The sequence below is a fragment of the Wenjunlia tyrosinilytica genome (assembly GCF_014646055.1).
Lineage (GTDB): Bacteria > Actinomycetota > Actinomycetes > Streptomycetales > Streptomycetaceae > Wenjunlia > Wenjunlia tyrosinilytica.
The window spans coordinates 140,526-152,907 of the sequence record NZ_BMMS01000005.1; the positions used below are offsets into that span (position 1 = coordinate 140,526).

Below are 12,382 nucleotides of genomic sequence, written 5' to 3' on the forward strand. Positions count from 1 at the left end.
AAGTAACAGAGAACGACGCGAGACCCCGTGGCCCGGCTGTCGAAGCCCGACCACCGCCCGAGCCGAGCGCACAGCGCCGCCTCGGCCGCGGGTTCTCGTCGGGGGAAGGTGGCATCAGCTGTGGGAGTGTTCAGCAAGGGCGACGGCCACGGGGACCACGGTCCCACGTCGGAGTCCGTCATCGTGCGGATCGGTGAGGGCCTGCGAGGGGAACGCAGCCATCCGATCACCGTGACCCGGCTGCGTCCGGGACGCGAGCCCGAGGAATACAGGAGTGGCAGAGCCTTCATCCCCCCGGACACCCCGGTCCCTTGGCACAGGGCCGAGGGCGCCACGGTCGCCGAGGCGGCGGCGTACGGAGACGAGCTCTTCCAGCGGATGGCGGCCTGCGGCCTCCCCGAGTGGTATGTGCCTTCCGACGCCGAGGGCCCGCTCATGGTCTATCTGCACCTGGAGGCACGGTCCCTGCGCGGACTCGCCTGGGAGGCGCTGCGGGTGCCCGCCGTGGAGCCGGGGCAGCCGCCCAACGAGCTGTTCCGGTCCCCGCTCTACCGGGCGGTGCGCGGCAGAGTGCCGCAACGGGGCTTCAGCGGAACCCGCCGCCTGCTCACTCCCCACCTTCCTCCGCGTGTGCTCTTACTGGGAGTGGACGCCCGGACACGCGACGACGAGTACACGGACGCCGCCGTCCACCTCGCGCTCTCGAAACCGTGCACGGGCTGGGAGGTGGAGATGCACCCGGACCCCGGAGGCTTCGAGGCCCTCTGCAAACTGGTGAAGTCCTGCAAGCCGACCGTGCTGCACCTGCTCAACGGGGCGGTGCGCCATCTGCTGGACGGGGGGGCCGACCGCCGCCTCGCGGTCAGGGAGTTCGACTCCAACGGGGTGGAGCTGGTCGTCCTCGGCTCCTCCCCGGCCAGCCCCCACAGCGAGGCCCACTGCCGCCCCCAGATCTCCGCCGATCTCGCCGACGTGGTCGTGGGGCCGGGAGTACCCGCGGTCGTCACCCTGTGCGTCTACGGCGGCCTCGCGGCGCTCGCCGACCAGAGCCGGCAGCTCTACGAAGGCCTCAGCGCGGGCCTGGCCGTGGACGAGGCGGTCCGGGCGATCAACGTGTCCGTGGCGGACGACGCGGACAGGGGCGAGCCGCCCGCGGACGGCGAGGCAAGGGGTGACACGACGGGCGTCGTGACGGGCGGCGCAGCGCCGGACGGAACCCGATCGGAACGGCCCTGGAGCTGGCGCAGCGTCACGGTGGCGGCGGAGCCCATCCGTTTCCCCATCAGCACCCCGGCCCCCGGTGAGAACGCGGCCCCGGCGGCAGTCGGCCGAGCGCCCGAGCAGGCAGCGGAGGAGGACGGCGCGGGAGACAGCGGTGAGGATGGCTGCGGGGAAGCCGTCGAGGACCGCGGTCTCGACGGTGCCCGGCGTGTCTCGGTCGACCGGGTGCAGCAACGGCGCCTGATCCAGGACTGGTTCCAGGCCTCCGAAGGCGCCAGTGGCGCCTACTTCCTTCGGGGGACGGGCAGGCCGGCCTCTCGTGTCCGTTCCGGGGGCCTGTCCGCCCCGGCCCATCAGGACGGGACCACGGATCTGCTGCTGTTCGCCCTGCGCAGTTGGGAGGCGCTCGGCAACACCGGACTCCATGTGGACTTCGGCAATCCTCCGGGCCCGGGATTCTCCGCCCGTCCCTTCGGGGTGCTCGAGGCCCTGCGGACCCTGGCGCACGCTCCCGTGCGGCGCCCGACAGCGCCGTCGGCGAGCGGCCGACCGGGCGGTGCCGTCCATCTGCGGGCCAAGTTCGACCAGTTGCTCGGCTCCGCGGAATCGGGCGAGTTGCTCGGTTCGACCGAGGCGCGGGACGGCACCTCTCCGGAGCGCAACAGCATAGTGGTCGGGAAAGCGACCGAGTTGTGCCTGGACATCCTCCTGGACCACTCCCAGTCCTCGGAGCGGCTGCTGCTCGCTCTCGATCACAGCGACAAGGCTCTCAAGGACGGTGTGATGGACGACTGGCTCGTTCGGCACGTCCTCCAGCCGCTGCTGGACAAAACGTCCTCGGTGGCCGTCGTGGTGGCCGTCGGGGGGGCCTCGGGGGACCGGAACTACGGCTTCACCCGAATCAGGGATTCAGTGGACGTGGAGCCCTGGCCGCTGGACTACGCTGCTCCGCTGCTGAGGGAGGTGGGCGCAAGGATGGGCGAATCGTTCAAGTCGTGTCCTGCCTGGAAACAGCAAGTTGTCCAGCTCGTCGACGACGCCAGGCTGCACCCTAGGGTCGAGGACAGCACAGGGCTTCCCGCCTTCGGTCCGAGCCTGCTGGTCGACGCCCAGCGGTTGCTGGAGGCCCAACTCGGTCGTAGCAGGAACGGCGGTGGATCCCCGTGGAAGCAGCAGGTCTGACCGGCCCGACCGATCCGCCGGACGATGGTGCCCACGGCACCGGCGTACGGTCCGCGTCCTTCGAGACGCACGCGTTCGAGTACGTCGGGACGATGCCGGACGGACTTCGGGAGCTCGTTCAGCGGTGCGCCGTGCCCGGCTGGTTCACCGAGGACATCTACAACGCCGAGCTCGCCGGGACGGCTGCCGAGCAGTGGCCGCTCGCGACACTGGAGAGCTGGGGATGGGTCTCGCGCAACGTGGGTCCGGGAGCGGCACCGCCGGGCAGCTACCGGCTCACGGACACCCTGGTCCAGCGCGGCGGCTGGGCGGCGTGGTGGCTGCGTGAGGAGAAGCACCGCTCACCGGGCTCCCGGCCCGTTCCGGCCGATCTGAAGTTGTTCGCGCGGGGCCTGGCCGAGTGCTACCGGGCGCTGGACGGGGGTTCGGGCGTGACCCAGGCGCTGTCGCTGCTCGCCCTCTCCGACAGCGCGGACGCGGCTCTTGTCCTCTTCGACTCCCGTTACCGTTCGGCCGAGGCCCTCCGGGACCTGGACGAGTGCGCGGCTCTGGTCGGGGCGCTGGCGCCGGCCGCGCTCCACGCCCTCGTGCCGCAGCCCCTGCTGGACACGGCCGCCGCCTATCAGGAACGCCTCCATCTGCTCCGGGGACGCGGTCAGGACTGGAGCCAGCTGCGCCACTACCTTCCCCGGCCCAAGCTGCACGACGTGCTGGACCTGCTCCTGGCGCCGGACAGCGACGTCAGGGCCGTCCACCTCCACGCCGTGGGGGGCAGCGGGAAGACCATGCTGCTGAACTGGTTCCGCAACGACCACTGTGCCCGGCGCACACCCGCCGTGCGCTCGGCTCTGCAGGATCTCGCCATCCTCGCCCCCCACGCGGTGATCCGGCGTCCGTGGGCCCTTCTGCCGGGCATGGCCGAGGAACTGGCGGAGCAGTTCGGCTCGGGCGGCCCTTTGCGCTCGTTCGCCGACGAACACCGCGACCTGATCGCGGAGATCGCCAGGACCGACCCGCAGGCACGTACGATGGCCCGCACGCCCGGACGTGACGGTGAAGCGGTCGTCTCCGGATTCCTCAGGGCCCTGGCCGAGACCGTGCGGGAGCGGGAGGCCCCCGTTCTGCTGGCGGTCGACACCATGGAGGACCTGCTGGATGTCGGCATGAGCGACCTGTCGGACTTCTTCCAGCTCTTCGGGCGGCTGTTGCGGGAGAACCGCCACCTCAGACTCGCCCTGCTGTGCCGCACGGACCTGCGCCTGGTCGTCAACGAGGTCGACGCCTACTTTCCCGGAAGGGGCCTGCGCACCGAACAGGTGCCTCCGTTCTCCCACGACGAGGCGTTCGCCTACCTGGTCCGGCACCGGAATGTCCAGGAAGAGACCGCCCGGACGATCCTCAAGTCCGGTGACCACGACGTCGAGGAAGCCGCCGCCCACCGCATGCCCATCCACCTGGCCCTTGTGGCCGACGAGGCCCGTGAGCTGGACCCGCGGCAGATCACACTGAAGGGCGACCCCTGGCTCGTCGTGGCGATAAAGCGGGAGCTCGACAAAGTGGGCGGCTCCGCAGCCTGCAATCTGCTGTTCTGCTGCGCCGTCACCCGCAAGCCGTCCGAGCGGTTCGTCCTCGACGTGCTGGCTCCGCTGGCCAATCGGCACGACGGCGAACTGAGAACGATCATGGCCGGATCGCAGAAGTCCGTCCTGAAATCGGTCAACCTCGTCCAGGCCATGCAGGGGCGGCCCGTCGAAGAGTGGGGTGAGCGGGGCAGATCCAGCGCTGCCCTGTGGGAGTCCCTGTACCTCTACGCCCAGCGCACCGCGTGGATGAAGTGGAACAGCAACGCCCATCAGATCGAGATCCATCCCCATGTCCGGCGGGCCCTGGTCGACCGATTGCGCACAGCCGACGACCAGAGCGCCAGCGACCTGTGGAAGAACCTCCACCACGAGGCGTACACCTGGCATCGACGGCAGGCGGAGAAGGCGACGGAGGACCACCGAATCGGCTCGGCCCTCGAAGCCCTGGGACGGGCCTACTACCACCAGCTGCACATGATCGGATCCACCCCGCCGGTGAAGGGCGACACCGCCCGGACCGTCAGCGACAAGTGGTCCGCCGACGTGCACAACGCCTGGCACCAGGGCGGAGCCGCCCTCGCTTCGATCCTCGTCGACAACCTCCTGAGCACCGACTTCCTCGACAGCAGGAGCAGAAACCTGGACACGCGGGTCATGCCCGCCCGGCTCTGGTACCGAGTGCTCCTCGAGAAGGCCTCCGTGCTCCTCCACGAGTGCCTGTACCGACGTGACGAGAGCTGGGGGGAGCTGCGGCGGTTCCTGAGTATGAGCCAGTACCACGCGAAGCAGTACGAGCACTCCGTCGTGGTCGACACGGCGCGGACCGATCTGTTGCGGGCGGCGGAGATGATCGACCGGGCCCGGCATCTTCTCGGGGCGGCCTCTCCCGGAGCCGCGGCGGCGACCGAGCCGGGCAGGCCTGACCTCGCCATGACGGCGGCCCGGCTGCTGACCAACGCGTACCGGGTGCTCGAGGAGCAGACGAGCGGTCGGGCCCGGCGAGAGCCCACGCCGTGGAGCCGTGTCGCCCTGCTCCTGATGGGCCGCTGCCGGCTCATCGAGGGCCTCGGCAACGCCGATGAGCACTTCCGGCGCGCCTTCGACGAAGCCTCCCTCCCCGCCGCGCCCTCACCGGCCGCCAGGGCCGAGATCGCGCTGTTCGCCCTGTGGGAATGGGCTCGGGCCGGTCGCGCCGACAAGGTGCTCCAGTGGATGGACCGGTACGCCGAGGCCGGTACGCGGGCCGGCTCCTCCTCGGAGGACGGTGTGGAACGCGCGACGGCCGAGGAGGACGAGGACGAGGCAGCGCTCCTTGCCGCCCGTGCCGCGCTGGACCTGCGGGAGCCGGCGCGGGCCCTCGCCCTTCTGGATCGCGCCTCCTGGGCCAAGGCGTTGTGGCTGAAGGCGCTGGCCAACCGGCTGACCGGTGCGCACGAGACCGCTCTGCTCCAGCTCCGCGACATCGTCTCCCGCCCTGGATGGGAGAGCGGAGGGGGCCTGGACTACCGGGTGGAGATCGAACTCGCCTTCGTGGCGGTCTTCTCCGACCTGCGCGACGACGCCCTGGTGGACAAGCACACCCAAGCGGCCATGGCCGCGGCGTACAGCGACGAGGAACTGCTCGCCGTCCTCACCGCGCGGGTCCGCCATGAGCTGGTGAACACCGGAGATCTCTCGCGCGCGAGGGAATGGGTGGAGCTGGCACGGCCCCTCCACGCGGCGGGCGGCCGGTGGCGGACCGCCGGGGTCTGCGCCGAGGCGGCGGTCCTCCACCGGCTGGGCGGCCCGGGCCGGTCCGCGCGTCTGCTGGAGGAACTGGCGGCCGCGCACGCACTCGCCACCCAGCCCGACGGAGCGGTCTTCGCGCCGTCGGCCGAGGAACGGGCCATGGTGGCCCTGCACTTGGTCTACGCGGCGGAACCCGGGCAACAGCTCCCCCGCGCGCATGCCGCCGCCCGGCAGCTCGCCAGGGTGCCCGGCGCGGGCGCGCGGGCGGCGCTGCTGGCCCGGGAGAGCGCCTGCTATCCGGGCACTGTGCTGGGGGGCCGCATCTGCGCGGTACTCCTGCACGCGGCGACCTCCGGGGAGCAGACGCGGACGGGAAGCGAGGAGGGCACACCGACCGATCGGGCCGTGCGCCATCTGGCACTCGCCCTCGCGGCGGGTTCTCTCAGCGGTGACGCACGCGAGGGCGCCGCATGGCTCGCCCAGGCCGAACCAGTGCTCCAGAAGCTGACACCGGGTGCGGAGAACCCCCTGCTGCGCGGCGCCCGGCTGCGGTTGAACCGCTTGCCGGACGCGGCGGGCCACCTCACCGCGTCCACGGTCGGCCGGGAACGGATCCGCAATCGCCAGTTGGCCCTGCTCAGCCTGGGCCACTACAGCGGCCCGCTCGACGGGGCGGAGCACCCGCAGTGGACATCGTGCTGGCAGACGTACGCGGACGGCAGGTCCGCTGAGCACACCCACGCCGCTCTGCGGGAGGAACTGCCGGCCGTCGGTGAGGGAACCCGCGTGCACCGCGTCGGCGCATGGCTGCCCGCACTGCCCGGCCGAGGCACGGTTCCCCGGCTGCCCTCCATGGCACCCGAGGCGGCGGGAGCCGGGCCTTCGCTGGTCGACCTGCGAGTGACCGAGGACGCGTTGTCCGCCGCGGGAGCCCTCGTCGGCCTGGAACCCGGCCGCGTCGATGTGCTCCACCTGCGGGGAACCATGGAACGGCACGGCCGGCGGACCGCTCTGAGAGTGCCCGAAGGAGTCCGGGCCATCACCGCGCAGGACGTCGTCGCCGCTTTGGACGCACTGCCCCAGCCCGCGCGTCCCCTGGTGATCGTGGAGGTCACGGACGCCCGCTGGACCAGGGAGGTCGACGACCAGCAGCGGATGCGGGACCGCTTCGGCTATGACATCTTCCGGCTCGCCTCGGCGACGGTGCTGGCCACCGGACTGGTGGACACCAGGGAAAGGAGTGGGTGGGAACGGCACCTGGAGGAAGCGCTGCGCCCGTGCAGCACCGCGGCGGACATCCTTCGCCTGATCTCCCCCGAGGCCACGCAGATCGAACGGCAGGTGGCCGCGCGGCACGAGGAGACCGACCTCAGGAGGGCGAAGGACCGTCTCTACAGTCCGGTCCCCGAGGGGGAGATGCTGGGCGTGGGCGCGATGGCCGGGGAATGACCACCGGCCCACCGGTCAGGCGAAGTTGTTCAGGAACCACAGGATCACCACAACGAGCAGGGCCACGACGACGACGGCCACCAGGACGCCGCCGATCACCAGGAGGGCGGCGATGACGGGGTGCTGGTCCGTGGCGTCACGGGGCGGGGAAGAGCCTGGCTCCGGTGCCTCGCGCAGCTCCGGGGCGCCCGCCGCAGCGGGTAAGTCGATGCACCGCTGCTGACGAGCACGTTCCATCTCGTCGCGCAGCACCTGGTGGAGGTCCGGGTCCGTCGTGGCGAGTTCGGCCAGGAATCCGTCCCACGTACCCGCCACGCGCTCGTCCGCCAGGTGCGGCAGCACGACGCAGGCCCAGGCGCCGCGCAGACACTCCAGCAGGGGGTTGCCCTCGGTGCGCACGCCCTGGGCCCTCACACATGCCCGTTTGCCCGCGACGACCAGGTGCTCACACGTGGTCCTGGCGAATCCGGCGGATGCGCCGTCCATCCTGAGACCGAGTTCTTTGAGGGCGCGGACCTGCGTGGACCTGCTGTGGGGTTCCAGTGCGGAGTCCAGCAGTTGCTCCATCGTCAGCCGCCCGAGCAGGATCCTGAGGTCCCGCAGGTACAAGGCGTCCACCGTGCCTTGGCGCACGACGCTGTCGAACGTGTGCAGTCCGGAGCATCGGGCGAACTCGTCCGGGGCGGACCTCAGCAGCCTGCGACATGCGCGCCACGTCCGTCGAAGCCGCACGAAGGGGGTCCGGGGGCGCCCCGGCTGAACCTGGGGGGCCGGCTGTCCGGGTGGCTGTTCGGTCGGCGGCCGGTCCGGCGGCTGCGGTACCGCCGGTGGTGGTTGGAGGGGAGGCTCCGGTGGTTGAGGTCCCGGGCGGAGCTGCCCTGTCCCACCGGGTGGTTCGTCGTCCCGCGGACGGGGCCGCTCCGGCTCCGGCCGGGGTTTGGCGGGGGGCCTGGTCACGACCGTCGCACTGCCGTGCCCGCCCGAGGAGAACGGCTTCGGGGGACTGCTCGTCGGCGGTTCCGGCCGGTCGGCGGCCTGCTCCGCGCCCGGCGGGGGTGGGCCGGGGTCGCTGTTGGCCGGGGCGCCGCCAACGGGGACGAAGGTGTTGTTCGGCCCCACCTCGTATCCGCCGCGCACGAGTTCGCGCGACGTCCCCGCGCCTTCGATCGCGGTGCCGGCGTCGGTCACCGTCGAGGGCTCGGACATCCGGTCCTCGTGCGCGGCGCTCCGCTCCTCGGTCCCGGTCCAGGTCCCGAGCTCTGTCCCGGTCCCGGCCTCTGTCCCGGTCCCGGTCGCTGTCTCGGTCCCAGTCGCTGTCTCGGTCCCGGTCGCTGTCTCGGTCTCTGTCTCGGTCCAGGTCCCGGTTCCGGTCCCGGTCCCGGTCCCGGTCCCGGTCCAGGTCTCGGTCTCCGACAAGACGGAGTCCGCCCCCGCGGCTGAGGAGTCCGCGGGCACCTGGCACGCCCCGTCCCCATCCCCGTCCCCGCCCCCAGCCCCGGCCCCGTCCGCCGACGCTGTCGGGGAATGCGGCGCGAGGGAGGGCGCGTACGACGGAGGCGGGGGCGGTTCCTTGCCCGCGGGCACGGTGGCCGTCGTCCCGGCCTCGACCTGATCCGGTCCACCGGTGTTCCACACCTCGGCACCGGAGGAACTCGGGTCGTCGAATTCCGCGTCCGCGCCGACCGGCGGATCGATCTCCTCCTCGACGCGCCGCTTCCACGCGAAGCCGCCTGCCGTCGCCCGCTCGTTCGGGGGCGGGTCCCCCCACGGCTGCCCGGCCGCGGGCTCCACCGCCCACGGGGCCAGTCCGGGGAACAGCCTCGCCTGGAGCTCGGCCACACGCCGACCGCCCGGCAGGGCGGCCAACTCCGGCTGCCTGCCGACGAACTCCTTCCAGGTGAAGCGGTACTTGGAGTCTCTGATCCGCTCCAGCCCGTCCACCGTCCGGCGCATGTCCTCGTCCGGAGGCATCGCCTGGGAGATCCTGACCCGTCCGTGCTTGGACGATCCCGGCGCAGGCCACCCGGGGAGCAGCACCACCCGGTAGGGCATCGACTCCCGCGACTCCAGGGTCGAGAAGGTCATGGGCCCCGGCACCACACCGTCGAGAATGCGCACCAGTCGCAGGAGCATCGCCTCGGGCGGCCCTGCCACCTGCTCCTCCAGCAGCGAGATCCGCACCGGCTTGTCCGCCAGCAGAAGTGTCGCGGCCACGGTGAGGAACACATCCCGGGGCATCCGTACGCGGCTCAGCTCCTTGCGCCCCGCTTTCGCCGCGCGGTCGAGGGTGGAGTGCTCGATCCGCTCCAGCGTCTCACCCTGCTGGGCCTGCCTGGCGTCCATGGCTCCGGGCCAGTTCCACCGGTACAGCCCCAGGCCCAGCTCCGGAGTGAGCAGGCTCCTCGGCCCCCACAGAACGTGGCAGCGGACGTTGGGTCTGAGGAAGACGTCCGGTGCGGGCTCCCGGTGCAGGAGGGCGGCCTGGTCGCCCGGGAGGTGCAGCAGGGCCAGGGAGGACCGTCGGAACCTGCCCGAGCCGGCGGGGCGTGCCGCTCCCCCGACCAGACGGTGCAGGGCGACGGCGTCCCGTCTCCCGCACGAGTAGGCGATGGGCCCGAATCCGCTGTTGCCGGTCGGGTTCGAGGGGCTGTGGGCGAGGACCGCCTGATGGAGGAGGGAGCCGGTTCCCGGGGACGCCATCGTCACCACCCGCCCTCGGTGCCCGGCTCGGCGCTGTCGAGCAGGCCGCACATGGCCAGGAGCGACATGAGCGGATCCAGCACCCGCTGCGGGCGCACCCCGCCGGGGAACCATCCCCGGGCCTCGGCGGCCTCGACTCCGTGCGACCCCTCCCGGCGCGGCGGGGGCGGAGGCAGTGGCACCGGGGACGTGCCGGTGGCCGAGACGAAGTGCAGGGTGCAGCGGCGGGTCTTGGAGAACGGCCTCAGCGCGTGCTGTGCCCCGTGCCGGTACAGGAAGGCGTACACATCCCGGCTCTCCTCGTAGAGCTGCCGCGGGTCCAGCCGCCCGTTGGCGATGACGGAGGTGTCGCGCAGCCAGTAGTCCACCGGGGACTCGAACCGCAGCAGGTCGCACTTGTTCAGCACTACGGCCGCGGCGACGTCGAGTCTGCCGTCGCGGGGCGTGATCCGGTCCAGCACGGCGGAGAACGTCCGGTCGGGAATTCCGGGCTGCTTCCCCTCGCGTTTCAGCCGCTCCTGCTCCCGGATCAGGTGGGGCAGCTTGAGGGCCCTGACCGCGTCGACGACGAAGACGAAGGCGTCCACCCCGAGCAGGAATCGGGTCAGATCACCCATGTTCGAGTAGTCCTCGCCCTGGATGTCGAAGAAGGCCACCGGACGGGTGACGCCGTTGACACTGAACAGGAGGGCGTCGGTGAACTTGACGAACGTCTGGCTCTCCGTCCCCGATATCATCCGCCCCGCCTGGAAGGCCCTCACCGTGTCGGCCAGGAACTCCTCGTGGCGCTCGCTGTTCACCGGACGGCACAGCATGCCGAAGGTGTCGAGGGCCCCGTGGTCTATCCCGGAGATCATCGAGGCGAGCAGGTGCGTCTTGCCGGTGCCGCTCTCGCCGACGAACGCCACCGTGATCGGTGTCCCATTGGTGAGGTAGTTGGTGGACAGGAAGTGCTCCTCCACCGCCGGATCGGGGTTGGGGCAGCGCTGGAAGGCCCGCTGGATGAGGTCGCTGCGTCGCCTGGTGTTCGTCTCCTGACTCAGATCGAGGCGCTCCAGATCGTTGGACACCCCCCGGGGGATGTAGAGGTTGTTCTCGTCGTACCGCAGCTCCTCCAGGCACTCGGGGCAGCGGACGAGTCCGTATCCCTCCGGCTCGGGGCCCCATCGCGGCTCGCCTCCCGGTGCCTGGGACGCGCCCGCGCCGTAGGCGCCCCCGCCGTAGCCGCCCATGCCGTACCCGCTCGTCCCGAAGTCGGCGCTGCCGAAGTCCGTCACCCGCGTCCACCTTCTGTCCAGGGATCCTCGGCGTTGCGGCTGTCCGTCCCGCGGGCCCACCAGCGGCGCCTGGGGCTGTCGCCACCGCTGATCCGGGAACTCGCGCCTCCCGGGGTCGTCCAGCCGTCGGCCGCCTCGTAGCCGCCCCACGTCGCGCCCGCTCCCTCGCGCTCCCCCGGATCGCGCGGATAGCCGTTGGGACCGGTGCCGCGGTAGCCGTCGTCCGCAGGCCCCGCGCGTCCGTCCCTGGCCGCAGCGCGTCCCCACGCGTCGCCGCGGTCCTCCCCGCCCCGCCGACCCGACGCGGTGTCGGAACCGGGAAACGGCGGCCAGGCCCCCTGGCCCTTGCTGCGCAGCAGCCGGTCGAACATCGCCCGTCCCTCGGCGAGTTCGTCCGTGGGACGCAGGAGCTCGTCGCAGGGGTCGGGTGCCGAGATGCGGGCGAGGAGGGTACGGGCCTCGGGGCGCTGGTGCGCCCGGGGCTCGAAGACCCGCTCCAGCAGGTCCTCGAGGCCGCCGCCGAGGTCGTTCGTGTACCTGGGCGGGCCGGAGTCGCTGCCCGGCTGCGATGTGACGACGTGGTGGATGAGCTGTCCCACACTCCAGATGTCGTCGCGCGGATCGACCACGCCGACGGCTTCCCGCTGCTCGGGCGAGGCCCACGGGGCGCCTCCGACGCGGCGGCGGGGCCTTCCTACGACTTCGGCGTGGCCGAACGACGTCAGCTGGACCCGGTCACCGTTCCACAGCACCGTGCTCGGGTTGATCGCCCGGTGGACCAGTCCCGCCCAGCCGAGCAGCCGGACCGACCGGATCAGGCTGTGCTCGAACATCCGCTGCTCGGCGGTCAGCAGTTTTCCGACGACCCTCGACACCGGACGGTCGTTCTCCCCTCCCTGCTGGAGCAGCACGAACGGCTCGTCGGCCGCCAGGTCGTAGGCGGCCAGTCGGGCGAACTCGGGCGGATAGGAGTCCCGCCCGAAGGCACGCGCCAAGGCCAGTCCCACCCGCACCTCGTCCTCGAGCGTCTCCATGAGCTCGCGCTGGGACGCCCGCGAGGCGGGCAGCCGGCGCTGGAGGTACGGACGCCTGTCGGCGGACAGGCGCACGCCCCGCACCAGGAGGGGCGACCCGGGTACCGGTGGCGCGTCGGGGCCGTATTCGACCCGGTGGCTGGCCAACGCACCCGACGAGTCGAAGAACGTCAGCTCGTCAGCCATCGGTGGTCCTTCCGTGCATGTG

The 12,382-nt window shown here is 71.8% G+C and carries 5 protein-coding genes; 2 read left to right on the forward strand and 3 right to left on the reverse strand.

Features of this window, described 5'->3' with window-relative positions; all coding sequences use genetic code 11:
• The first annotated feature begins 120 nt into the window (after positions 1-120).
• Positions 121-2,403, forward strand: a complete 2,283-nt coding sequence (locus IEY86_RS07525) for a hypothetical protein (protein WP_189130741.1) — start codon at positions 121-123, stop codon at positions 2,401-2,403.
• Positions 2,385-7,163, forward strand: coding sequence for a hypothetical protein (locus IEY86_RS07530; RefSeq protein WP_189130742.1), 4,779 nt, complete (start codon positions 2,385-2,387; stop codon positions 7,161-7,163). Before IEY86_RS07525 ends, IEY86_RS07530 begins: the two co-directional genes overlap by 19 nt.
• Before the next feature lie 15 nt (positions 7,164-7,178).
• Here the strand turns inward: IEY86_RS07530 and IEY86_RS07535 are convergent, their stop codons facing one another.
• Genes IEY86_RS07535 through IEY86_RS07545 form a run of 3 tightly spaced genes read right to left on the reverse strand, consistent with a single transcriptional unit; the run spans position 7,179 to position 12,360 of the window.
• Positions 7,179-9,863: a hypothetical protein gene (locus tag IEY86_RS07535; RefSeq protein WP_189130743.1), complete on the reverse strand. Its 2,685-nt coding sequence runs from the start codon at positions 9,861-9,863 to the stop codon at positions 7,179-7,181.
• A gap of 2 nt (positions 9,864-9,865) precedes the next feature.
• Entirely contained in the window at positions 9,866-11,140 is a 1,275-nt protein-coding gene (locus IEY86_RS07540; protein WP_189130744.1) for a TRAFAC clade GTPase domain-containing protein, read from the reverse strand.
• Complete coding sequence (locus tag IEY86_RS07545; RefSeq protein ID WP_189130745.1) at positions 11,137-12,360, reverse strand: serine/threonine-protein kinase; 1,224 nt, start codon at positions 12,358-12,360, stop codon at positions 11,137-11,139. The genes IEY86_RS07540 and IEY86_RS07545 overlap by 4 nt, the downstream gene beginning before the upstream one ends.
• Positions 12,361-12,382 lie beyond the last annotated feature (22 nt).

Bases quoted from the DNA above. Each gene is read 5' to 3' on its own strand.
- IEY86_RS07535 (WP_189130743.1), bottom strand. From the start codon at position 9,863: ATGGCGTCCCCGGGAACCGGCTCCCTCCTCCATCAGGCGGTCCTCGCC.
- IEY86_RS07545 (WP_189130745.1), bottom strand. From the start codon at position 12,360: ATGGCTGACGAGCTGACGTTCTTCGACTCGTCGGGTGCGTTGGCCAGC.